At 71.2% G+C, this 21477-nt stretch carries 23 protein-coding genes; 14 read left to right on the forward strand and 9 right to left on the reverse strand.

All coding sequences use genetic code 11. From position 1 onward, the window contains the following. The first annotated feature begins 248 nt into the window (after positions 1 to 248). From ACFC1K_RS03625 to ACFC1K_RS03645, 5 genes are all read left to right on the forward strand, one after another. A complete protein-coding gene (locus tag ACFC1K_RS03625; RefSeq protein ID WP_375870469.1) occupies positions 249 to 1241 on the forward strand; it encodes an ABC transporter substrate-binding protein in 993 nt (330 codons plus the stop codon). A 95-nt stretch (positions 1242 to 1336) separates the two neighbouring features. Beyond that, complete coding sequence (locus tag ACFC1K_RS03630) at positions 1337 to 2176, forward strand: ABC transporter permease (protein WP_375870470.1); 840 nt, start codon at positions 1337 to 1339, stop codon at positions 2174 to 2176. Further along, entirely contained in the window at positions 2173 to 2997 is an 825-nt protein-coding gene (locus tag ACFC1K_RS03635; RefSeq protein WP_375870471.1) for an ABC transporter permease, read from the forward strand. Before ACFC1K_RS03630 ends, ACFC1K_RS03635 begins: the two co-directional genes overlap by 4 nt. Then, the gene (locus ACFC1K_RS03640; protein ID WP_375870472.1) at positions 2990 to 3793 is read left to right on the forward strand and encodes an ABC transporter ATP-binding protein; all 804 of its coding nucleotides are present in this window, start codon (positions 2990 to 2992) and stop codon (positions 3791 to 3793) included. The genes ACFC1K_RS03635 and ACFC1K_RS03640 overlap by 8 nt, the downstream gene beginning before the upstream one ends. Next, the gene (locus tag ACFC1K_RS03645) at positions 3790 to 4617 is read left to right on the forward strand and encodes a PaaX family transcriptional regulator C-terminal domain-containing protein (protein ID WP_375870473.1); all 828 of its coding nucleotides are present in this window, start codon (positions 3790 to 3792) and stop codon (positions 4615 to 4617) included. The genes ACFC1K_RS03640 and ACFC1K_RS03645 overlap by 4 nt, the downstream gene beginning before the upstream one ends. A 171-nt stretch (positions 4618 to 4788) precedes the next feature. Here the strand turns inward: ACFC1K_RS03645 and ACFC1K_RS03650 are convergent, their stop codons facing one another. The 6 genes from ACFC1K_RS03650 to ACFC1K_RS03675 all read right to left on the reverse strand — a co-directional run bounded on the left by ACFC1K_RS03650 (position 4789) and on the right by ACFC1K_RS03675 (position 10373). After that, complete coding sequence (locus ACFC1K_RS03650; RefSeq protein WP_375870474.1) at positions 4789 to 5250, reverse strand: DUF3237 domain-containing protein; 462 nt, start codon at positions 5248 to 5250, stop codon at positions 4789 to 4791. After that, entirely contained in the window at positions 5247 to 6770 is a 1524-nt protein-coding gene (locus tag ACFC1K_RS03655; protein ID WP_375870475.1) for a long-chain fatty acid--CoA ligase, read from the reverse strand. Before ACFC1K_RS03655 ends, ACFC1K_RS03650 begins: the two co-directional genes overlap by 4 nt. 72 nt (positions 6771 to 6842) lie before the next feature. Then, positions 6843 to 7295, reverse strand: a complete 453-nt coding sequence (locus tag ACFC1K_RS03660) for a MaoC family dehydratase (protein WP_375870476.1) — start codon at positions 7293 to 7295, stop codon at positions 6843 to 6845. Between the two features lie 20 nt (positions 7296 to 7315). Next, positions 7316 to 8506, reverse strand: coding sequence for an acyl-CoA dehydrogenase family protein (locus ACFC1K_RS03665; protein ID WP_375870477.1), 1191 nt, complete (start codon positions 8504 to 8506; stop codon positions 7316 to 7318). A 1-nt stretch (position 8507) separates the two neighbouring features. Next, entirely contained in the window at positions 8508 to 9392 is an 885-nt protein-coding gene (locus tag ACFC1K_RS03670; RefSeq protein ID WP_375870478.1) for an amidohydrolase family protein, read from the reverse strand. Positions 9393 to 9443: 51 nt separating this feature from the next. Next, complete coding sequence (locus ACFC1K_RS03675; RefSeq protein ID WP_375870479.1) at positions 9444 to 10373, reverse strand: SDR family NAD(P)-dependent oxidoreductase; 930 nt, start codon at positions 10371 to 10373, stop codon at positions 9444 to 9446. A gap of 93 nt (positions 10374 to 10466) precedes the next feature. Between ACFC1K_RS03675 and ACFC1K_RS03680 the strand changes: the two genes are divergently transcribed. Then, the gene (locus ACFC1K_RS03680) at positions 10467 to 10931 is read left to right on the forward strand and encodes a MarR family winged helix-turn-helix transcriptional regulator (protein WP_375870480.1); all 465 of its coding nucleotides are present in this window, start codon (positions 10467 to 10469) and stop codon (positions 10929 to 10931) included. Positions 10932 to 11030: 99 nt separating this feature from the next. Here ACFC1K_RS03680 and ACFC1K_RS03685 read toward each other — a convergent pair whose 3' ends face one another. The 3 genes from ACFC1K_RS03685 to ACFC1K_RS03695 all read right to left on the reverse strand — a co-directional run bounded on the left by ACFC1K_RS03685 (position 11031) and on the right by ACFC1K_RS03695 (position 14501). Next, complete coding sequence (locus tag ACFC1K_RS03685; RefSeq protein ID WP_375870481.1) at positions 11031 to 12257, reverse strand: MFS transporter; 1227 nt, start codon at positions 12255 to 12257, stop codon at positions 11031 to 11033. Between the two features lie 170 nt (positions 12258 to 12427). After that, positions 12428 to 13612: a 4-hydroxybenzoate 3-monooxygenase gene (locus ACFC1K_RS03690; protein WP_375870482.1), complete on the reverse strand. Its 1185-nt coding sequence runs from the start codon at positions 13610 to 13612 to the stop codon at positions 12428 to 12430. 136 nt (positions 13613 to 13748) lie between these two features. Further along, a complete protein-coding gene (locus tag ACFC1K_RS03695) occupies positions 13749 to 14501 on the reverse strand; it encodes an IclR family transcriptional regulator (protein ID WP_375870483.1) in 753 nt (250 codons plus the stop codon). Positions 14502 to 14671: 170 nt separating this feature from the next. Between ACFC1K_RS03695 and ACFC1K_RS03700 the strand changes: the two genes are divergently transcribed. The 8 genes from ACFC1K_RS03700 to ACFC1K_RS03735 all read left to right on the forward strand — a co-directional run bounded on the left by ACFC1K_RS03700 (position 14672) and on the right by ACFC1K_RS03735 (position 21477). After that, positions 14672 to 15430 carry an IclR family transcriptional regulator gene (locus tag ACFC1K_RS03700; protein WP_375870484.1) on the forward strand — a complete coding sequence of 253 codons (759 nt, stop codon included), beginning with the start codon at positions 14672 to 14674 and terminating at the stop codon, positions 15428 to 15430. A 206-nt stretch (positions 15431 to 15636) separates the two neighbouring features. After that, on the forward strand, positions 15637 to 16506 hold the full coding sequence (gene pcaH, locus ACFC1K_RS03705; RefSeq protein ID WP_375870485.1) for a protocatechuate 3,4-dioxygenase subunit beta: 870 nt from the start codon (positions 15637 to 15639) through the stop codon (positions 16504 to 16506). Then, complete coding sequence (gene pcaG, locus ACFC1K_RS03710) at positions 16506 to 17081, forward strand: protocatechuate 3,4-dioxygenase subunit alpha (protein WP_375870486.1); 576 nt, start codon at positions 16506 to 16508, stop codon at positions 17079 to 17081. Before pcaH ends, pcaG begins: the two co-directional genes overlap by 1 nt. After that, a complete protein-coding gene (locus ACFC1K_RS03715; RefSeq protein ID WP_375870487.1) occupies positions 17071 to 18471 on the forward strand; it encodes a lyase family protein in 1401 nt (466 codons plus the stop codon). The genes pcaG and ACFC1K_RS03715 overlap by 11 nt, the downstream gene beginning before the upstream one ends. Continuing rightward, the gene (locus ACFC1K_RS03720) at positions 18468 to 19265 is read left to right on the forward strand and encodes an alpha/beta fold hydrolase (RefSeq protein ID WP_375870488.1); all 798 of its coding nucleotides are present in this window, start codon (positions 18468 to 18470) and stop codon (positions 19263 to 19265) included. The genes ACFC1K_RS03715 and ACFC1K_RS03720 overlap by 4 nt, the downstream gene beginning before the upstream one ends. Next, positions 19262 to 19663, forward strand: coding sequence for a 4-carboxymuconolactone decarboxylase (pcaC, locus tag ACFC1K_RS03725; RefSeq protein WP_311294532.1), 402 nt, complete (start codon positions 19262 to 19264; stop codon positions 19661 to 19663). The genes ACFC1K_RS03720 and pcaC overlap by 4 nt, the downstream gene beginning before the upstream one ends. Before the next feature lie 360 nt (positions 19664 to 20023). After that, a complete protein-coding gene (locus tag ACFC1K_RS03730) occupies positions 20024 to 20794 on the forward strand; it encodes a 3-oxoacid CoA-transferase subunit A (protein WP_375870489.1) in 771 nt (256 codons plus the stop codon). Further along, positions 20791 to 21477, forward strand: a complete 687-nt coding sequence (locus tag ACFC1K_RS03735) for a 3-oxoacid CoA-transferase subunit B (protein WP_375870490.1) — start codon at positions 20791 to 20793, stop codon at positions 21475 to 21477. The genes ACFC1K_RS03730 and ACFC1K_RS03735 overlap by 4 nt, the downstream gene beginning before the upstream one ends.

Here is a 21477-nt window from a genome sequence, read left to right on the forward strand (position 1 = left end):
AATAGCCAATGGTGGGTGATGCTCTGCCATCCTCCGGCGCCCCGAGTCCCGGCCGCAGAGGTCTTTCCGCTGAATGGATGCTGCGGGCATTTGTTCAAGAGAATCGTGACGGGCGTCACAAAACAGTTGACAATTGTGCGCCTCTGCCGGACGATGACTTGTGTCCGGCACGCCGCGGTGAGGACTCCGACTCTCGTCGGACGGAGCGCGGCCGCCGGCATACCCGCACCGTCATGAGAGGCCCGTCAATGAAGAAGAGTCTTGCCACCCTCGGCGTTCTCGCCGCCGCCGCGCTCGCGCTGAGCGGCTGCACCGATTCCGCCGCCGGTCCCGCGTCCACCGCCACGTCCACCGGCGATGCCGGCGGATCGGGTGAGCTCACTCCCGTCCGTGTCGCCGCCCTTCCCATTGCCGAGACCGGCGCCCTCTGGGCCGCCATCGACGAGGGCATCTTCGAGGAGCACGGCCTCGAGATCGAGGTCGTGCCGGCCCAGGGCGGCGCCAATGCCATTCCCGCACTGCTCAGCGGCGACATCCAGTTCGCCATCGGCCAGCCGTTCGGTCCCATCCGCGCCGACCAGCAGGACCTCGGGGTCGTGATCGTCGGCAACTACGCGAACAGCCTCGCCGAGGGTGACGATGTCAACGCCGTGGTCGCGCTCGGCGACTCGGGCATCACGCGGCCCGCCGACCTGGCCGGCAAGAAGGTGTCGGTCAACACGATCGGCGCCGCGGGAGACCTGACGATCCGCAAGGCCGTGCAGGACGACGGCGGCGACCCCTCGACCATCGAGTTCGTCGAGGTCGCGTTCCCCGACGTCCCCGCGCAGCTCGAGGCGGGCACGATGGACGCCGCGTGGGCGCCCGACCCGTTCCGCGGCATCGTCCTCGGCGCCGGCGGCGTCTCGGTGGTCCAGCCCTACCAGGCGACGATCCCGGGGCTCACCGTGCTCACCAACATCACGACGCAGGCGCTGCTCGATGAGGACCCCGACCTGGTGAAGGCGTACTCCGAGGCGATGGCCGAAGCGCTGGACTGGGCCGCCGACAACGAAGACGCGGTGCGCGCCGCGATCGCGACGAACCTCGACATCCCCGAGGAGGCCGCGGCCGGCATCACCCTGCCGACGTTCACGTGGGATCTCGCCGACGCCGGCATCGAAGATCTCGGCGCCCTGGCCGTCGAGTTCGCGTACATCGACGCCGAGCCCGACTTCGACACGCTGCTCCAGCAGCAGTGACGTCATGACGAGGAGAGCGGATGCCTCGCCCCGAGGCATCCGCTCCCCCCGGCCGTGCCCCCACACCCCGTCGCCTCCACCCGATCGGATCCCCGATGGCCATCGCTGACGCACCCCGCATGACCACGGCGCCGCCGCGTCCGCTCAGCGCGCGCAGGCGGCGCACCCTGCGCAAGACAGGGCTCGGCCTCGCGGGCATCCTCGGCTTCCTCATCACGTGGCAGCTGCTGCCGACGCTGGGCATCGTCGACCCGCGCTACTTCCCCTCGGCCACCAGCACCCTCGCCGCGCTCGGGCAGGAGATGCGCGACCTCGAGTTCTGGCGCAACGTCGGTCGCACCATGACAGCATGGGGCCTCGGCCTGGTCATCGCCACTGCGCTCGCGACGGTGCTCGGCACGATCATCGGGCTGGTGCCGTTTCTCCGCCGGGCCACCCACACCACGGTCGAATTCCTGCGGCCCATCCCCTCGGTCGCCCTCATCCCTCTGGCGATCCTGCTGTTCGGGCTCCGCATCGAGGCCGCGCTGGTCATCATCGTCTACGCGAGCTTCTGGCAGGTCTTCATCCAGGTGCTGTACGGCGTGGCCGACATCGACACGGTCGCGCGAGACACCGCGCGCAGCTTCGGGCTCTCGCGAGGATCGCGCATCGTGAACCTCGTCCTGCCGACCGCCCTGCCGTACCTGATGACCGGCGTGCGTCTGGCGGCCGCCGTTGCGCTGATCCTCGCGATCACCGCGGAGATGTTCATCGGCAACCCCGGGCTCGGCCGCGAGATCGTCTTCGCCCAATCCGCCGGCGACTGGCCCACCGTCTATGCGCTCGTGATCGTGACCGGCCTCCTCGGCCTGCTGATCAACCTCGTGTTCCGCGCGATCGAGCGGCGCTCATTGGCCTGGCACCAATCCGTGCGAGGGGAGGAAGTCCTGTGACCCTCTACACGAGCACGGTCGTGACGCCCCGCCGGAAGCCGCGCGTCTGGGCGAAGCTCGGCGAGAGCACCCTCTACGCCATCGGCCTGCCTTTCGTGCTGCTGGTGATCTGGGGCATCTGGGCCACCGTCGCGCCGGCGAAGTTCTTCCCCGCGCCGCTGGAGATCCTCGACGCGTTCATCGACACCTGGATCGGTCCCGCCTTCGTCACCGACGTGCTCCCGAGCCTCGGCCGGCTCGCGATCGGCATCGTCGTCTCGATCGTCGTCGGCATCGTGGCCGGCACGCTGATCGGCCTCAACCGCTGGCTCCGCGAGCTGCTCGAGCCCATGCTCGAGTTCTTCCGCGCCGTGCCGCCGCCCGTCCTCCTGCCGATCGTGGTCGTGCTGATGGGACCGACCGACGCCATGAAGATCGTGGTCATCGTCGTGGGCTCGGTCTGGCCCATCCTGCTGAACACCATCGAAGGGGTCCGCTCCACCGACTCGGTCATGACCGAGACGGCACGCTCCTTCTCGGTGACGTCGGCTGAGCGGCTGCGCTACCTCGTGCTGCCGGCCGCGAGCCCCCGCATCATGGCGGGAGTCCGTCAGTCGCTCTCCATCGCCTTGATCCTCATGGTGATCTCGGAGCTCGCGTATTCGTCATCCGGCCTGGGTTATCAGATCGTCTATTTCCAGCGCAATTACCTGATCGCCGAGATGTGGAGCGGCATCCTGCTGCTCGGCCTCATCGGTATTCTGCTCGCCGCGATCTTCGGTCTCGTCGAGCGACGTGTCCTGCGGTGGTATCACGGAATCAAGGAGGTGGAGCGTGCCTGACACGCTGTTGAACGTGGAGCACCTGCGCAAGGTCTACGAGTCGTCGACCGGCAACGTCGAGGCGATCGGCGACATCAGCTTCCGGATGGATGCCGGTGAGCTCGTATGCATCGTCGGCCCCAGCGGCTGCGGCAAGACGACGCTGCTGAAGTGCATCGCGGGTCTGCTGAGGCCGACCTCGGGCGTCGTCGAACTCGACGGCAGGCGGGTGACCGCGCCGCCGCCCAAGATGGCGCTGGTGTTCCAGGAGTATGGCCGCAGCCTCTATCCCTGGCTCACCGTGCGGGGCAACGTCGAGCTTCCGCTCAAGCACAAGAAGCTCTCGCGCACGGAGCGGGATCGTCTCATCGACGACGCGCTGACGGCCGTGGGCCTCGACCATGCCGCGAAGAGCTACCCCTGGCAGCTGTCGGGCGGCATGCAGCAGCGCGTCGCGATCGCGCGCGCCGTCGCGTACCAGCCGGAGGTTCTCATCATGGACGAGCCGTTCGCCGCTGTCGACGCCCAGACACGGGCAGACCTCGAGGATCTCGTGCGCACGCTGCACCGCGAGCGCGGCATGTCGATCCTCTTCGTCACGCACGACATCGACGAGTCGGTGTACCTGGGCGAGCGGGTCGTCGTCCTGTCGAAGTCGCCGACATGGGTGCAGGAGGATCTCCTGATCGACCTCGCTCCCGAACGCGACCAGATCACGACGCGCGCACTGCCGCGCTTCACGGAGCTGCGCACCCACGTGTACGAGCAGATCCAGCGCGCCAAGCGCGGCGAGGCCGTGCGCCCGGAGGCCGCGTGAGCGTCGTCCCCTCCGCCGACTCGTCGGTCCTCACGCGCAAGCCGCGTCAGCTGCTGCTGGCGTTCTTCGGCGAGTTCGTGTGCGACCGCTACTTCGAGCCGCTGCGCGCGAGTGTGCTGATCGGCGTCCTCGAGAGCGCCGGCGTCGCGGCGTCGGCCGTGCGCACCAACCTCGACCGCATGGTCGAGAGCGGGATGCTGGAGCGGCGTCGCCTGGGTCGCGAGATCGGATTCGAACTCACGACGCACGGTAGCGAGGTGCTGCGCGAGGCATCCGGTCGTGTCAACGGGCCGGCTCCGTTCGAGCCCCAGGGCGAGGGCTGGACCCTGGTGACCTTCAGCGTGCCGGAGCACCTGCGCGACCTGCGCCACCGCCTGCGGGCAGCGCTCACCTGGTCCGGGTTCGCCGTGCTGCGCGACGGCCTGTGGATCGCACCAGGAGCCGTGGAACTCGCGGCGGCGCTCGGGGCGATCATCCCCGATCTGCCGGCCGGCTCGATCAGCGGATTCTCGGCGACGGAGCTCGACGGATTCCCGATGGCCGAGGCCGTCCGCGTCGCCTGGGACATCGAGGGCATCCGCGCCGCCCATGAGGAGTTCATCGCGCACTGGGAGCGTGAGGACGCGGCATCCGACCTCCCCGCCGTCACCGGGCGCACGCTGCTCGTCGCCGACTGGCTGGCACTGCTGCGCGCCGACCCCCGCCTGCCCCGCGCGTACATGGGCGACGACTGGCCGGCGGACCGCTCGTTCGAGCTCTTCACGCGGCGGCACCGCGAGTTCGCGTTCCCCGCGGTGCGCGACTTCGCCGGCCTCGTGGCCTGAGAAGACGCCCGACCGCGGGGTCGCAGCATCCGTCTGCCTCCTCCTTCCACAGGTCAACCGCGGTTGTGCAGGGCAGATCCGGCCGAATTCTCCGGTGGAAGCCCGGTTGACCTGTCGGAGGGGTAGGGCGGAACGGGACGTGGCTCGGACGAGAAGCGGAGGCGCCCGGCGTCAGGTGACGCGGTAGGCGACGTAGCGCACGCGGTTGGCCTCGCGGATGTACGAGGCGAGATACACCGCGCGCTCGAACTCGGGGTGCGCGGCGCACTCCAAGGTGAGCGCGGCGCGGAAGTAGTAGTCGCCGGGATCCACGTCGTCGCCGCGGAGCAGGGCCTCGAGCACGGCCGGGTCGCCACTGCGCACTCCCTGGGCGCGGAGATAGAGGAGGGACCCGTCGTCGCCGAGCGCGCTGTAGCGGCCGTCGATCTCGATGGACCCGTCGGCGCGCACGGTCTGCCAGTCGGCGCCGCCGGAGAGGATCGTGCCGGTGAAGTCGCCGGTGATCGTGCCGCCGATCACCGGGATGATGCGGCGGTGGCCCGCGCGCGTCACCCCGTGGTCCTCGAGGGGGCCGAGGTCGGCGACAACCTCGAAGGCGCGCTCGAGCGACGGCACGGGCGGTTCGTGGGTCATCGGCTCTCTCCGTAGCGGGCGCGAAGATCGGCCTTGCGGACTTTGCCGGATGCCGTGCGGGGCAGGTCCTCGACGACCACGACGTTCTTGGGCAGCTTGTAGCGGGCAAGCAGGCCGTCGAGGTGCGCGCGGACGATCTCGGTGTCGACCTCGGCGCCTTCGCGCAGCGTGACGACCGCCCACGGCACCTCGCCCCAGCGTTCATCGGGAACGCCCACCACGGCGACTCCTGAGATGCCCTCGATGTCGGCGATGAGGTTCTCGACCTCGGCGGGGTAGATGTTCTCGCCGCCCGAGATGATCATGTCCTTCAGCCGGTCGGAGATGTAGAGGTAGCCGTCGGCGTCGAGATAGCCGAGGTCGCCCGAGCGGAACCACCCGTCGGGGCTGAACGCGGCAGCGGTGGCCTCCGGCAGCCCGTGGTACCCGAGGAACACGTTGGGCCCCGCGACCTCGATCTCCCCTACCGTTCCCCGCGGCACGACGTCGCCGTGCTCGTCGGTGATGCGCACGTCGGTGAAGAAGTGCGGCAGTCCCACGCTGCCCTGCTTCTCGCGGGTCATCGTGGGCGGGAGCGACGTCGCACCGGGCGAGGTCTCGGTCATGCCGTACCCCTGCGAGAACGATAGCCCCCGCTCCTCGTACGTGTTCAGGATGCGGGTGGGCACGGCGGATCCGCCGCAGGTGAGCTTGCGCAGGGTCGAGAGGTCGGAGGACGCCCACGCCGCGTGGTCGGCCATCAGCTGGTAAGTCGTGGGCACGCCGCTGAGCATCGTGATCCCGCGCTCCTGGATGAGCGCGAGCGCACGGCCCGGCTCGAAGCCCTTCTCGAGCACGAGAGTCGCGCCCTTCAGGAGCACCGGCAGCGCGCCCATGCCGAGCGAGGCGACATGGAAGAGCGGCGAGATCATGAGCGACACGTCCGTCGAGACGACGTCGTAGTCCACGATGCAATTGAGCGCGACCCACGTGAGGTTCCCGTGGGTGAGCACGGCGCCCTTCGGCCTGCCGGTGGTGCCCGACGTGTAGACGATGGCGGCCGGGTCCTCGAGGTCGACGTCGGCGACGGTGTGGCCGCCGGGTGCGGCGGCGGTGAGCCGCGCAAGACCGGGGTGCTCGGGAAGGCCGTCACCGGTGACGATGACGTGCGCGACCCGGCCCGCTTCGACACCGGGCATCGCCCGCTCGAGGAACTCCGGGTCGAGCACGACGGCCCGCGCCCCGGAGTCGACGAGCAGGTGCTGTACCTCGGGGGCGGCCAGACGGGTGTTGACCGGCACGAACACCGCCCCGAGCTGCGCGGCACCGAACATGACCTCGAGGAACTGCGGGCTGTTCTCGCCGATGTACGCCACCGCGTCGCCCCGGCGGATGCCGCGGTGCCAGAGCACGGCGGCGACGCGGTCGGCGGCGTCCGCCAGCTCTCGGTACGTCAACTCGTGGTCGCCGAAGACGACGGCGGTCTTGTCGGGGTCCTTCAGGCGCCGTTTGGCGAGCCAGAACCCGATGCCCTTGTGCATCGTTTGCGGTGTCCTCTCCCTCGAGGCGTTTCGTCTCGGTCGCTGCGCTCCCTCGCGGGGCGACCGGAGGTGTCAGGCGTAGAAGCGGTACAGGCCGCGGGCGACGACGGCAGGCTTGCCGCCGCCCTCGATCTCGATGGTCTGGTCGACGGCGAACTGGTAGCCGCCCGCCACCTCGGTGACCTCGGCGATGACCGCGCCGCCGCGCACGCGCGCGCCCACCTTGACCGGCGACACGAACCGCACCTTGTCGAGGCCGTAGTTGACGCGCGTGCTGACGCCGGTGACGTCGAACAGCTCGGACCAGAACTTCACGGTCAGCGACAGCGACAGGAAGCCGTGCGCGATGGCGCCCCCGAACGGGCCGTCGGCCGCGCGCTCGGGGTCGACGTGGATCCACTGGTGGTCGTCGGTGGCGTCGGCGAAGAGGTTCACGCGCTCCTGCGTGACCTCGAGCCACTCGGTCCAGCCGAGCTCGGTGCCGGCGAGTCCTGCGACGTCGGCGTAGTCGACGGTGGTGGTCATGGGTTCTCCTTCGATGGGTTTCAGGTGAAGGCCGACGCGCCCGTGAGGGCGCGGCCGACGATGAGGGCGTTGATCTCGTGCGTGCCCTCGTACGAGTACACGGCTTCCGCGTCGGCGAAGAACCGGGCGACGTCGTGCTCGAGCAGGATGCCGTTTCCGCCGAGCACCTCGCGGCCGAGGCTGACGGTCTCGCGCGCGAGGCGAGCGGTCTGCAGCTTGGCGAGCGCGGAGTTCTCGTCGGCGTACTCGCCCTGGTCCTGCCAGGCAGACAGTTGCGTGACGAGCGCCAGCGAGGCCACGGTGTTGCCGAGCATGCGGGCGAGCTTCTCCTGCACGAGCTGGAACCCGCCGATGGGCCGCTCGAACTGATGCCGCTCGCGCACGTAGCGCACCGCGGCATCGAGTGCGCCCGCCTGAAGTCCGGCGGCGATCCAGGCCACGTCCGAGCGCATCGCGCGCAGGATCCGCGCCACGTCGCGCCAGCCGTTCACGTTCTCGAGGCGCTCCGCCTCGGTCACGCGCACGCCGTCGAGAGTGATCACCGCGTTCTGCATCGGCCGCAGCGCGATCTTGCCGGCGATCGCCTCGAGTCGCACGCCGGCTACGTCGGTGGGCACCAGGAACGCCTTGACCGCGTGGTCGTCGACGTCGCGCGCGAACACGACGAGCACATCGGATGCCGCGGCCCCGCCGATCCACTTCTTGCGGCCGTCGATCACCCATGCGTCGCCCTCGCGGCGCGCGGTGGTCGCGAGGCCGCCGGCGATGTCGGACCCGTGCTCGGGCTCAGTGAGCGCGAAGACGCCCTTCAGATCGAAGCTGCGGACGAGCGGATCGAGCTGCTCCGCCTGCGCGGGCGATCCGCCGAGCGCGATCGCGGTGCGGAAGAGACCCGACTGCGCGTTGTACAGCGTCGCCACCGACACGTCGGTGCGCGCCAGCACGTAGTTGCGGAAGCCCGAGTACATGGACGAGGCCGCCTCCGCAGCATCCACCCCCGCCGGCCGCATGAGGTCGAGGGGGATGAGTGCGTCGAGCACCTCGGGCGGCATGGTCGCCGTCTCCCACGCCTCCGTGAGGAGGGGACGGATGCTGCTCTCCAGCGTCTGCTGAAGACGCCCGAGCGCCGCCCGCGCGGCGGGGCTCAGATGCGCGGCCGCGATCGCGTACGGGTCGAACCCGAACGTCGCATCCGCCTCGAGTGCGGGCATGTCAGCCTGCCAGTCCGAGCAGTCGCACCGCGTTGGCCTTCAGGATGCCGGGCATGACCTCGGGCTTGAGGGCGGTCTGCTCCGCGTCGCGGAGCCAGCGGTCGGGGGTGAGCAGGGGGAAGTCCGAGCCGAACAGCACCCGGCTCTTGAGATAAGAGTTCGCGGCGCGCACGAGCGACTCGGGGAAGTACTTCGGGCTCCAGCCCGACAGGTCGATCCACGTGTTGTGCTTGTGGGTCGCGACGGAGAGGGCCTCGTCCTGCCAGGGCACCGACGGGTGGGCCATGATGATCTGCAGCTCGGGGAAGCGGGCAGCGACCGGGTCGAGAAGCATCGGGTTCGACAGGCCCAGCAGCAGTCCGCGCCCGCCCGGCAGGCCCGCGCCGATGCCGGTCTGCCCGGTGTGGAACAGCGCGACGACGCCGGCGTCCTGCAGCGTCTCGTACAGCGGCGAGTAGGCCGGGTCGGACGGGTCGAAGCCCTGCACCGTGGGGTGGAACTTGAAGCCCCGCACGCCGTGGTCCTCGATGAGGCGGCGGGCGTCGTCGACGGCGGTCGGCGCGAGCGGGTCGACCGAGCCGAAGGGGATGAGCACGTCGTTGTTGCGGGCGGCGCCCTCGGCGATGTCGGCGCTGGAGATGGGCGCGTGGCCGAAGTTCGTGCGGGCGTCGACCGTGAAGACGACGGCCGCCATCCTGCGCTCGCGGTAGTACGCGGCCACGCCGTCGAGGTCGGGGTTCGGCCCGTCGGTGCGGAAGTAGGTCGCCGCGGCGTCGCGCAGGTCGTCGGGCAACGACGAGTGCCCGTGGTCGTCGACCTCGATGTGCACGTGCACGTCGATCGCGGTGATCGCGTCGAGGTCGATCGCGGGTTCGTAGCGGGTCATGGCGCCTTCCGGTCGTTGAGCGAGCGAAGCGAGACGAAACGGGTCAGCGGGTCACGAGCGCTGCAGCTCCTCGGGCAGGGGCGGGAACTTCTCGCCCACCGACTGCAGGTCGCCCGCTGCGTCGGCGAAGCCGGTGGCGAGGTCGCCGTACGACCAGCCGCCGTCGCTGTAGGCCGTGGCGACCGCCTCGGGGTGCGACCAGAGCTGCAGCCGGTCGCCGCCGATGCCGATGGCCTGCCCGGTGACGGCGGCCGCAGCATCCGATGCGAGGTACGCGACGAGTCCGGCGACGTCGTCCGACGTGCCGAACCCGAGGTCGTGACGGAAGAACGCGGGCATCGGCTCGCCCGCGGCGTCGGCCTCGACGGCGGCGGCGAAGTAGGGCACGGTCGCGGTCATCGCGGTCGCGGCGACGGGGATGACCGCGTTCGCGGTGATGCCGGCGCGCTTGAGCTCGAGCGCCCACGTGCGCACCATGCCCACGATGCCGGCCTTGGCGGCGGCGTAGTTGGTCTGGCCGAAGTTGCCGCGCTGGCCGGTGGGGGAGCCGATGCAGATGATGCGGCCGGCGACCTCGTTCTCGCGCATCCAGGTCGCGGCCTCGCGCACGCACGTGAAGGTGCCGCGCAGATGCACGTTGATCACGGTGTCGAAGTCGTCGTCGCTCATCTTCCAGAGCACCGTGTCGCGCAGGACGCCGGCGTTCGTGACGAGGATGTCGAGCCGCCCGAAGGTGTCGACGGCGGTCTGCACGAGCTGCTTCGCGGTCTCGGTGGGGCCGACCGGCAGGGCCATGGCGACCGCGCGACCGCCTTCGGCCTCGATGGTGGCGACGGCCTCGGCAGCGGTGGCCTCGTCCACGTCGTTGATCACGACGGCGGCGCCCTGGCGGGCGAGCTCCTGAGCGTAGGCGAGGCCCAGACCGCGGCCCGAGCCGGTGACGATGGCAACCTTGCCGTCGAGAGGTGCGTGCGAAGACATGCGTGAACTCCTTCGTGTCGGATCCATTGAAGACCCAACTGTTGAAAAAGTCAATCATTTCGTTCATCCACGAATTCGACTACCATCGGGGGCATGACCGACACCGCCGACCCCATCGCCCCGGAAGGGCTGCGGGCGTCGGCGCTGACCGACGACGTGAGCTTCCTGCTCGCGCGTGCGAACGCCATCGCGCTCGCCGCGGGCAACGCCGCCCTGGCCGAACACGCGCTGAAGGCGCGCTCGTACTCGGTGCTGGTGCTCACGTCGGGCGAGGCTCGGCCGTCGCAGCGCGAGCTCGCCGAGTTCCTCCGGCTGGACCCGAGTCAGGTCGTGAGCCTCGTCGACGAACTGCAGTCGCGTGGGCTCGTCGAGCGCAAGCCCGATCCGGCGGACCGGCGCGCCAACGTCGTCGTCGCGACCGATGCCGGCCGCGAACTCGTCGGCCAGGCGCGGGAGTCCGCCCGGGCGGCCGAGGAGCGTGTTCACGCCGACCTGTCGCAATCAGACCGCGCGACGCTCGCCACGCTGCTGCGCACGATCGCCTTCCCCTCCGACTGACGGCGGCCCGCGGCATCCGTCCCGCGCTCGCGGGTCACGACGCGCGGGGTTTGCGCGTCGATTCCGCGTGTTGCGCCACCTGAACGGCGCTGGCAGAGCTCAGCGGCGTTCGAGGACGAAGCGGTCGCGTCCGGCGAACACGCCGACGGCCGTCAAGGCGACGAGCACGACGAGCACGAGCGCGAGCGATGCCGTCCAGCCGCCGGTGAGGCTGTGCAGGGCGCCGAAGGCGACCGGGCCGAGGGCGGCGATGACGTAGCCCACCGACTGCGACATCCCCGACAGGGCCGCCGAGGTGTCGTGGTCGCGGGCGCGCTGAGCCATGAGCGTGAGCGACATCGCGAGGGTCGCGCCGCCCGTCAGCCCGATGAGCGAGCCCCACACCAGCACGCCGTCGGGCGCGATCATGAGGCCGGCGACGCCGACGATCGCGAGCGACGGGATGAGCGCGGGCGCCCACCGTTCGAGGCCGCCGCGCAATGCGAGCGGCAGCAGCAGGCACCCGGCGAGCGAGAACAGCTGGTAGACCATGACGTCGATGCCGGCAACGACCTCCGAGCGTCCGATCGACATCGACAGCGGCGCGAGCCACGTCACGAACATGTAGAACATGGATGCCTGGAGGCCCATGTACGCGGCGACGAGCCAGGCGATCGGATCGCGCCAGATGCCGGTGCGACCGCGCGGTGCCGAGGAGCGGTCGTGGGCGCGGGCGGCGCCACGGTGCGCCCACCACCACGCGACGATCGCGAACGGCAGGAGCGCGGCCCCCGTGACGAGGAGGGCGAAGCGCCACCCTGCCGGATCGCCGCCGAGCTCGATGTGCGAGATCGGCACGACCACGCCCGACGAGACGGCGCCGAGGCCCGCGAGCAGCGCGGTGTAGGCCGCGGTGACGGCGGGGACGTGACCTGAGAACTCCCGCTTGACCACGGCGGGCATGAGCACGTTGATGATGGCGATCCCGATGCCGATGATCGCCGTGCCGATCCACAGGCTCGCCACCGGGCCGGGGATCGAGCGCACGAGGGTGCCGACGAGAAGCACCAGCAGCGACCACAGCAGCACCCGCGGCTGCCCGAAGCGGCGGCTCAGATCGTGCGCGAGCGGCGAGAACAGCGCCCACGCGGCGAGCGGCACCGCGGCGAGCAGGCCCAGCGCCGAGACCGACATGCCCGTGTCAGCGCCGATCTGGTCGAGGAGCGGCCCGAGGCCCGTGATCGCGGGCCGCATGTTCATCGCGACCAGGCACACGGCCGCGAGGAGCATCGCCACCGATGCCGTGCGCGACGGCTCGGGCGGTGCGGTCCGCGACGGTGAGGCCATAGGCACCGGACTATAGCCGAGGGCGGGGCCCCAGCATCCGGTCATTCCCGTTCAGCGGCAATGCCGGCGACGCGGGGTTCGGGGCGCGGCGCGTCCATTCGGGGCGCGCGGCGTGCGCCCCGAATGCATCGGCTGCGCCCCGAACGGGACTCACGCCGAGGGGCACCGAGTCAGGCGAGGCCCTCGAGCGGCCAGCCGGTGTACGCCTCGGCGAGGAAGCGGCGGCCGGCCTCGGACTCGACCACCGACTGCAGCTCGCCGAGCTGGCGCAGGCGGTCGAAGTCCGACGCGCCGGGCGCGACGTGGAGCATGTTGGTCATCCACCACGAGAAGTGCTGGGCCTTCCAGATGCGGTGCAGCGCCTTCTCGGGGAACGCCTCGATGAGCCGGTCGTCGTTGTCGAGGAGGAGGGCGCGCAGCGCGCGCTCGAGGACGAGCACGTCGGCGACGGCGAGGTTCATGCCCTTCGCGCCGGTCGGCGGCACGGTGTGCGCGGCGTCGCCGATCAGTGCGACGCGCCCGTGCAGCAGCTCGTGGGCGACGAAGCTGCGGAACCGCAGCACGTCGCGCTGGAAGATCGGGCCCTCCTTGAGCGTCGTGCCGGGCACGCGCTTCTGCAGTTCCTCCCACAGCTGCTCCTCGCTGAGGGCGTTCGGGTCGGCGTCGGGGTCGCACTGGAAGTACATGCGCTGCACCGTGGCGCTGCGCTGGCTGATGAGCGCGAACCCGTCGGGCGAGTTGCTGTAGATCAGCTCGTCGGCGCTCGGCGGCGCCTCGCACAGGATCCCGAACCACGCGAACGGGTACTCGCGGAAGTACCCGCCGGTCGACGAACCCGTGACCGCCTCGCGCGCGACGCTGCGCGAGCCGTCTGCGCCGACGACGAACTCGGCCTCGATCTCGAGGGGCGCGCCGTCGGCGTCGGTCGCGATCACGCGGGGGCGATCGGATGCCGCGTCCTCGACGCGCAGCGCGGTCACCCCGAAGCGGAGGTCCTGGCCCTTGCCGAGGCGCACCGCGATGAGATCCTTGAGGGCCTCGTGCTGCGGGTACAGCCAGACGCCGCGGCCGACGAGGTCGGCGAAGTCGATGCGGTGGCCGGCGCCGGCGAAGCGCAGCTCGATGCCGTCGTGGCGGTTGCCGACGGTGCGGACGCGGCTCGACGCGCCGGACGAGTCGAGCACTTCGACGGTGCCCTGCTCGAGGATCCCGGCGCGGATCGTCGTCTCGATCTCTTCGCGCGAGCGCTGGTCGATGACGACCGACTCGATGCCGGCGATCCCCAGCAGGTGCGACAGCAGGAGCCCGGCCGGGCCGGCGCCGATGATGGCGACGCGGGTGCGGATCGTGGACATGGACGTCTCCTTCGACGTTCGGGAACGGATGCCTCGGCCCAGTGTGGCGCCGACCGTTCAATGGGCGGTGAGATTCCCGTTCATCGGGAAGGGTGGCGACATCCTCAGGTGAGGAGCGCGGGGGCGCCGGGAGGAGTCAGCGGCGGTCGGCCCGCAGGTCGGCCTCGATCCCGGCGGCGGCCTCGCGCAGCGCCCGGATCGCGGCCGCCGGGTCGGTCTCGCGGGGGAGAACGACGGACAGCGCGGCGACGACCTCGCCCGCGTCGCGGATCGGCACCGCCACGCCGGTCGACACGGCCTCGATCGAACCGGGCGCCACCACCGCCCCGGCGCGGCGGACCTCGGCGATCAGGCGGCGGAGGCGCGCAGCATCCGTCACCGTCTCTGGAGCGAGGGCACGCAGCGGACCGGCGAGCACCCGCTCGCGCAGGGCCGACGGCGCATGAGCGAGCAGGACGAGGCCCGACGACGAGGCGTGCAGCGGCAGGCGACCGGCGATGCGGGTGATGTTGGCGCCGGCGTCGGGGTGGGAGAGGCGCTCGAGGAAGAGGGCCTCGTCCTGCTCGAGCACCGCGAGCTGCGTGTGCTCGCGGATGCGCGCCTGCACCTCTTCCATGTGAGGCAGTGCGGCCTGGCGGAGCCGCAATGCGGTCGAGCCGCGGAGGGCCAGCTCCCACAGGCGCATGCCGAGGTGCACGCGGCGGTCCTCGTCGCGTTCGAGGAGGCCCGCGTCGACGAGCTCGTCGACGATCCGGTGCGCGGTCGACGACGGCAGCCCCGCGTGGCGGCCGATCTCCGCTGCCGACTGCATCGAACGCTCGGCGGTGAACGTCTCGAGCACCCGCACGATGCGGTCGGTCATCGAGTCGCCGGAGGGCGAGTTGGCCATGCGCCCACTCTGCCATTCCGGTGAGGCTCGAGGCTGCCCGCAGTGTCGGCCTGCAGAACTCCACGGAATCATCGGCGCGGATGCCGCGCGCCGCGATTCCACCCCGCATCAGCGACGGTTCCGTGGAGTTCTGCAGGGGGCGGGCGGGTAACGTCTCACGAGGAGGATCCATGGCGGAGGGCGAAGGCGTGCTCGAGCGCACGCTGCGGGTGCTCGGGTGCTTCACCGACGACGAGCCCGCGGTCACCGCGACGACCCTGGCCTCCCGCACCGGACTCGCGTCATCGACGCTGCACCGCCTGCTCGCGACGCTCGTGACCGAGGGGCTCCTCACTCGAGGGCCCGGCCACACCTACGCCATCGGTCCGCGGCTGTGGGAGCTGGGCGAGCTCTCGCCCCTGTCGCTCCGCCTGCGCGAGACGGCGCTGCCCCACATGGTGCGGCTGTACGAGGCGACCGGCGAGAACGTGCACCTCGCCGTGCTCGACGGCGCGACGCCCGCCACGACGACGGCCCTCTACGTCGGACGCCTCACCGGTCGCCAGTCGATCCCGACGCTGAGCCGCATGGGCGGACGCGGGCCCCTCCACACCACCGGCGTCGGCAAGGCGCTGCTCGCGACGCGCGACGAAGGCTGGCTGCGGCAGTACTTCGAGGCTCCGCTCGAGCGCGAGACCGTCAACTCCATCGCGACGGAGCAGGAGCTCCGCGCCGACATCGCGCGCACGCGGGCTCTCGGCTACGCCACGACCCGCGAGGAGATGACCCTCGGCAACGTCTCGGTCGCGGCCGCGCTGCCGCGCGTCGAGGGCCTGCCGCCGGTCGCGCTCGGGCTCGTCGTGCACCTCGCGCGAGCCGACGAGCGGCGCCTGGGCCCGCTCGTGGTGCAGGCCGCGAAGGACCTCCACCACGACCTCCGCACGACCTGACCCCGACCCCCCGAGGGTTCGGGGCGCATCCTGCGCGTTCGGGGCGCACGCCGCGCGCCCCGAATGCACAAGCCACGCCCCAAACCCTGATGGGACGGGATGCTGAGGGCCGAGGCATCCGTGATTCCCACTGAGCGGGAATCCACGGCGGCGAGGGCACGCGGGAGTGCGACCCTGGGACGACCCGAGTCGTCGAAGGAGACCTCATGACACAGGCCCAGCCCGATACCCAGGGCGAGGAGGCGTTCTCGTCGTCGGTGGTGCTCGAGCAGACGGCGGCGGCCCCCGAGTCGCTGCTGGCCTCGCCCGACCAGCTCACCCAGCGCGAGATCACGCAGGAGATCGTCGACTACCACGCCGCCGCTGCACGGCGCGAGGCGGCGGGGGAGCGGCTCAACATGAGCCTGCACGACTTCCCGCCGTACCGGTCGAGCCTGCTGCGCCACCCGACCAAGAACCCGAAGCTCGTCGACCCCGAGACGATCGAGCTGTGGTCGCCGGCCTTCGGCCAGCGCGACGTGGCGGCGATCGAGTCCGACCTCACGCTGCAGCACATCGGCGAGCCCCAGGGCGAGCGCATGACCGTCGAGGGCCGTGTGCTCGACTCGTGGGGGCGTCCCGTCCCCAATCAGCTCGTCGAGATCTGGCAGGCCAACGCCGCGGGCCGTTACATCCACCAGCGGGATCAGCATCCCGCCCCGCTCGACCCGAACTTCACCGGCGCGGGCCGCATCGTCACCGACGACGACGGGTTCTACAAGTTCACGACGATCAAGCCCGGCGCCTACCCGTGGAAGAACCACGTCAACGCGTGGCGGCCGGCGCACATCCACTTCTCGATCTTCGGCTCGGGCTTCACGCAGCGCCTCGTGACGCAGATGTACTTCCCGGGCGACCCGCTGTTCCCGCTCGACCCGATCTACAACACCATCTGGCGTCAGAAGGACCGCGACCGCCTCATCGGCCTGTACGACCACGACCTGTCGGTGCCCGAGTTCTCGATGGGCTACCGCTTCGACATCGTCGTCGACGGCCCCGACGCGACCTGGTTCGAGCCCGAAGAAGGAGAGCACTGATGGCCGGCACCGCCCGCGACCTCGGCCCGAAGACCCACGAGGCCACCGGAGGCCAGACCGTCGGCCCGTTCTTCGCCTTCGGCCTCGACTACGACAAGAAGCACCAGGTCGTGTTCCCGCACAGCCCGGGCTCGGTCGTGCTGGGCGGCACCGTCTTCGACGGCGCCGGCAACCCGATCCCCGACGCGGTCATCGAGATCTGGAGCGCCGACGAGGACGGCCGCATCCCGCGCGCCCACGGCGCCTTCCGCCGCGACGACCACTCGTTCACGGGCTTCGGCCGCGCGGCCACGACCGACGTCGGCCGCTACGAGTTCTGGACCCGCAACCCCGGCCCGATCGACGGCGGCGCGCCGTTCTACTCGGTCATCGTGTTCGCACGCGGTCTTCCCGACAAGCTCGTGACGCGCATCTACCTCCCCGAGCACGAGGAGCTCCTCGCCGCAGACCCGCTCCTGTCCTCGCTCGACGCCGACGAGCGCGCTACGCTCATCGCGACGCGCCTGCCGGACGGCAACCTGCACCACGACATCCACCTGCAGGGCGAGAAGGAGACCGTGTTCCTTGCCTTCTGACCGTGACCGGCCCGCACTCGATGGGGGCCTGCTCTCGCCCGTGACCGTCGGTCACGACGAGACGGTGACGGATGCCGCGTACCTCGACGCGCTCGTGACGGCCGAGGTCGCGCTGGCGCGCGCCTGGGTCGAAGCCGGGGTCGCCCCGGCCGAGGCGGTCGACGAGATCGAGACGGAATTCGGCTGGCAGGGCGCCCTCCGCGGATGCCGCGACCACGGCGTCGACGGCACGGCGCTGGCCGCCGCGGCCGTCGCGGGCGGCAACCCGGTGATCCCGCTCGTCGGGCGGCTCAAGGAGCGCGTCGGTGTCGACGCCGGGGTCTGGGTGCACCGCGGTGCGACCAGTCAGGACATCGTCGACACCGCGGCGATGGTGGTCGCCCGGGCGGCGACGAGCCGGATCGTGGCGGCGCTCGTGCACACCGAGGTGTCGCTGCGTTCGCTGGCCCGTTCGCGTCGCGACGAGGTCGCGGCGGCGCGCACGCTGACGCAGCACGCCGTGCCGACGACCGTCGGCCTGCGCGCGGCCGGCTGGCTGCGGAGTGTCGAGCGCGCCAGGGCGCGCGTCGATGACGTGCAGCACCACCTGCCCGCGCAGCTCGGCGGCGCCGCCGGAACGCTGGCGTCGTTCGTCGAGATCGCCGGACCGGAGGCGGCCGCCGCGCTGCCCGCCGCCTTCGCGCACGAGCTCGGACTGGCAGCCCCCGACGCTCCGTGGCACACGACCCGCTGGCCGGTGACCGAGCTGGGCGACGCCCTGGTGCAGGCGATCGACGCCGTCGGGAAGATCGCCACCGACGTCGCGACCCTCAGCCGCACGGAGATCGGCGAGCTCGCCGAGGGCGCGGGCGGCGGATCGTCGGCGATGCCGCAGAAGCGCAACCCCGCAGCATCCGTGCTGATCCGCTCGGCCGCGCTGCGCGCGCCGCAGCTCGGCGCGACGCTGCATCTCGCGTCAGCCCTCGCCGCCGATGAGCGCCCGGACGGCGCGTGGCATGCGGAGTGGCCGACGCTCCGCGAACTGCTGCGCCTCGCGCTCGGAGCGACCGCCCACGCGGCTTCCCTCGTCGCAGGGCTCCACGTCGACACCGATGCCGTCGCCCGCAACCTCGTAGCGACGGGCGGCCTCATCGTCTCGGAGCGACTCGCGATCGCACTCGGCCCCGTGCTGGGCGCCGCGCGCGTGTCGGAGCTCGTGACCGCGGCCGCGGCGGGCGGCGACCTCGCCGGGCTCCTCGCGGCGTCGCCCGACGTCGCCGCCCTCGCCGCAGAGGCCGGAGCCACGCCCGAGGCGTTCGTCGCCGACCTGCTCGACCCCGCCCGCTACACCGGACTCGCCGGCCGCCTCGTCGACGAGGCCGCCGCACGCACCGCAGAGGAGGACGCGTGACCGTCCCCGCCATCTCCCTCACCGACCCCGTCGGCCCTTCGACAAGCTCAGGGACCGGGGACGCGCCGCTGCTCGTGCTCGGCCCCTCGCTCGGCACATCGACGCTGCTGTGGGACCGCGTGATCCCGGCGCTCGCCGAGCACTACCGCGTCGTGGCGTGGGATCTGCCGGGCCACGGCGCCGCGCCGGCGTCGACCGAGGGCTTCACGATCGCCGAGCTCGCCGACGCGGTCGCCGACGCGGTCGACGGGCCGTTCCTGTACGCCGGGGTCTCGCTCGGAGGCGCCGTCGGGCTCGAGCTGCTGCTGCGCCACGGCGAGCGCATCGACGCCGCGGCGATCCTGTGCTCGGGCGCGAAGATCGGCACACCGGAGGGCTGGCACGAGCGGGCGGCCCAGGTGCGTGCGCAGAGCACGTCGAGCCTCATCATCGGCTCGGCGCAGCGCTGGTTCGCGCCCGGGTCGATCGAGCGCGACCCCGATCTCACCGGGCGGCTCCTCCATGTGCTGCAGAACACGCACGACGAGAGCTACGCCCGCTGCTGCGACGCGCTCGCCGTCTTCGACGTGCGCGACCGACTGGGCGAGATCGCCACCCCGGTGCTCGCAGTGTGGGGCGATCACGACGCGGTCACGCCCGAGGCATCCGCTCGCGAAATCGCCGCGGGTGTGCAGAACGGCGAGGCGATCGGGATCCCGGATGCCTCCCACCTGGCGCCCGCCGACTCCCCGACGGCGACGGCGGCGGTGCTGCTCGAGTTCTTCGACACGGCCGCCGCGGAGCGTGCCGCGTGAGCCGCCCGGACGGCGAGGGCCTCACCGACGAGGAGCGGTACGACCAGGGCATGGTCGTGCGCCGCGAGGTGCTGTCGGACGCCCACGTCGACCGCGCGATCGCGGGAACCACCGAGCTGACCGCGGACTTCCAGGACTTCATCACCCGCGTCGCGTGGGGCGACATCTGGTCGCGCCCGGGCCTCGACCGCCGGTCGCGGTCGGTTGCGGTGCTCACGGCGCTCATCGCGCTCGGGCACCACGAGGAGCTCGCGATGCACCTGCGCGCCGCCCTGCGCAACGGACTCACCGTCGACGAGATCAAGGAAGTGATCCTCCAGGCCGGGCTGTACTGCGGCGTCCCCGCCGCGAACACCGCGTTCCGCATCGCGAGGGACGTGTTCGCCGAGGAGTCCTGACCGGTTTCTTCTTCCGGGTTCGTTTGGGTCGCGTTCGGGGCGCGCGGTGTGAACTCGGGGCGTGGGGCGCGCGCCTCGAGTGGACGCGCTGCGCCCCAAACCCGGGAAAAGCGCCCCCGCTGCAGCATCCGTGTCCCGTCCTCGTCCTCCCGGGTCGCCCCTGCCCCTGGTCTCGGTGGTTTGGGGCGTGCGACGTGCGTTCGGGGCGCGTGCCGTGCGCCCCGAACGCGAGCGCAGCGCCCCAAACCCGTGCGGACGACGGATGCTGCGGCTCGGGGCTTCCGAAATGACCTTGTCGCGCGTACACTGGGTCGCAGAGCGTACACATGTTCGCACAGCGAACAAGCAAGGAGGCGGTTCGTGATCGACAAGACCGTGGGCTCCGTCGAGGAGGCCGTGGCCGGCATCCGTGACGGGGCGACCATCATGATCGGCGGCTTCGGGCGTGCCGGGCAGCCCGTCGAGCTCATCGACGCGCTCATCGCGCAGGGTGCGAACGACCTGACGATCATCAACAACAACGCCGGCAACGGCGACGTCGGGCTCGCCGCGCTGCTCGCGAAGAAGCGAGTGCGCAAGATCCTGTGCTCCTTCCCGCGTCAGCACGATTCCTGGGTGTTCGACGGGCTCTATCGCGCCGGCGAGATCGAGCTCGAGCTCGTGCCGCAGGGCAACCTCGCCGAGCGCATCCGCGCGGCAGGTGCGGGCATCGGCGCGTTCTACTCGCCGACCGGCGTGGGTACGCAGCTCGCCGAGGGCAAGGAGATCCGCGAGATCGACGGCCGCTCCTACGCGCTCGAGTACCCGATCAAGGCCGACTACGCCCTCGTGAGTGCCTACCGCGCCGACCGATGGGGCAACCTCGTGTACCGCGAGACCGCGCGCAACTTCGGGCCGATCATGGCCGCCGCCGCGACCACCACGATCGTGCAGGTCGACGAGCTCGTGCCCCTCGGCTCGATCGACCCCGAGACGGTCGTGACCCCCGGCATCTTCGTCGACCGCGTCGTCGCCGTGGGCGAGCGCGGGTGGCTCGACGCCGGCGCGTTCGTCGGCGGAGTGGACATCGAAGGGCGCCTGCTCGCCGGCGCTTCGACAGGCTCAGCGACCGGAGAGGGGATCGACCAGTGACCGAGACCGCAACGACGGCGACGCGCATCTCCCGCGAGAAGCTCGCGGCGCGCATCGCACAGGACATCCCCGAGGGGTCGTACGTCAACCTCGGCATCGGTGCGCCGACCCTGGTCGCCGACTATCTGCCGCAGGACCAGGAGATCATCCTGCACACCGAGAACGGCATGCTCGGCATGGGACCGTCGCCGGCCGCCGGCGAGATCGACCCCGACCTCATCAACGCCGGCAAGCAGCCCGTCACGGCGCTGGCCGGAGCCGCGTACTTCCACCACGCCGACTCGTTCGGCATGATGCGCGGCGGACACCTCGACGTGTGCGTGCTCGGCGCGTTCCAGGTGTCGCAGGGCGGCGACCTGGCGAACTGGTCCACGGGTGCGCCCGGTGCGATCCCCGCCGTCGGCGGCGCCATGGACCTCGCCATCGGCGCGAAGAACGTCTACGTCATGACCGACCTCCTCACCAAGACCGGTGAGTCGAAGCTCGTCGACGCGTGCACCTACCCGCTCACCGGCGTCGGCTGCGTCACCCGCGTCTACACCGACCACGCCGTCTTCGACGTCACGCCCGACGGCTTCGCGGTGCGCGAGGCCTTCGGGAACAACACCGTCGAGCTCCTCGCCGAGCTCACAGGCTTGAAACTTGTGGATGCCTCGACCCACAGCATCCCGGAAGGTGAATGA

It is taken from the genome of Microbacterium sp. NPDC056057 (genome assembly GCF_042266945.1).
Lineage (GTDB): Bacteria > Actinomycetota > Actinomycetes > Actinomycetales > Microbacteriaceae > Microbacterium > Microbacterium trichothecenolyticum_C.

Excerpts from the sequence above, each read along its gene's own strand:
- ACFC1K_RS03625 (WP_375870469.1), top strand. The coding sequence starts at position 249 with ATGAAGAAGAGTCTTGCCACCCTCGGCGTTCTCGCCGCCGCCGCGCTC.
- ACFC1K_RS03630 (WP_375870470.1), top strand. The coding sequence starts at position 1,337 with ATGGCCATCGCTGACGCACCCCGCATGACCACGGCGCCGCCGCGTCCG.
- ACFC1K_RS03650 (WP_375870474.1), bottom strand. The coding sequence starts at position 5,250 with ATGACCCACGAACCGCCCGTGCCGTCGCTCGAGCGCGCCTTCGAGGTT.
- ACFC1K_RS03655 (WP_375870475.1), bottom strand. The coding sequence starts at position 6,770 with ATGCACAAGGGCATCGGGTTCTGGCTCGCCAAACGGCGCCTGAAGGAC.
- ACFC1K_RS03660 (WP_375870476.1), bottom strand. The coding sequence starts at position 7,295 with ATGACCACCACCGTCGACTACGCCGACGTCGCAGGACTCGCCGGCACC.
- ACFC1K_RS03665 (WP_375870477.1), bottom strand. The coding sequence starts at position 8,506 with ATGCCCGCACTCGAGGCGGATGCGACGTTCGGGTTCGACCCGTACGCG.
- ACFC1K_RS03670 (WP_375870478.1), bottom strand. The coding sequence starts at position 9,392 with ATGACCCGCTACGAACCCGCGATCGACCTCGACGCGATCACCGCGATC.
- ACFC1K_RS03675 (WP_375870479.1), bottom strand. The coding sequence starts at position 10,373 with ATGTCTTCGCACGCACCTCTCGACGGCAAGGTTGCCATCGTCACCGGC.
- ACFC1K_RS03680 (WP_375870480.1), top strand. The coding sequence starts at position 10,467 with ATGACCGACACCGCCGACCCCATCGCCCCGGAAGGGCTGCGGGCGTCG.
- ACFC1K_RS03685 (WP_375870481.1), bottom strand. The coding sequence starts at position 12,257 with ATGGCCTCACCGTCGCGGACCGCACCGCCCGAGCCGTCGCGCACGGCA.
- ACFC1K_RS03690 (WP_375870482.1), bottom strand. The coding sequence starts at position 13,612 with ATGTCCACGATCCGCACCCGCGTCGCCATCATCGGCGCCGGCCCGGCC.
- ACFC1K_RS03695 (WP_375870483.1), bottom strand. The coding sequence starts at position 14,501 with ATGGCCAACTCGCCCTCCGGCGACTCGATGACCGACCGCATCGTGCGG.
- ACFC1K_RS03700 (WP_375870484.1), top strand. The coding sequence starts at position 14,672 with ATGGCGGAGGGCGAAGGCGTGCTCGAGCGCACGCTGCGGGTGCTCGGG.
- pcaH (WP_375870485.1), top strand. The coding sequence starts at position 15,637 with ATGACACAGGCCCAGCCCGATACCCAGGGCGAGGAGGCGTTCTCGTCG.
- pcaG (WP_375870486.1), top strand. The coding sequence starts at position 16,506 with ATGGCCGGCACCGCCCGCGACCTCGGCCCGAAGACCCACGAGGCCACC.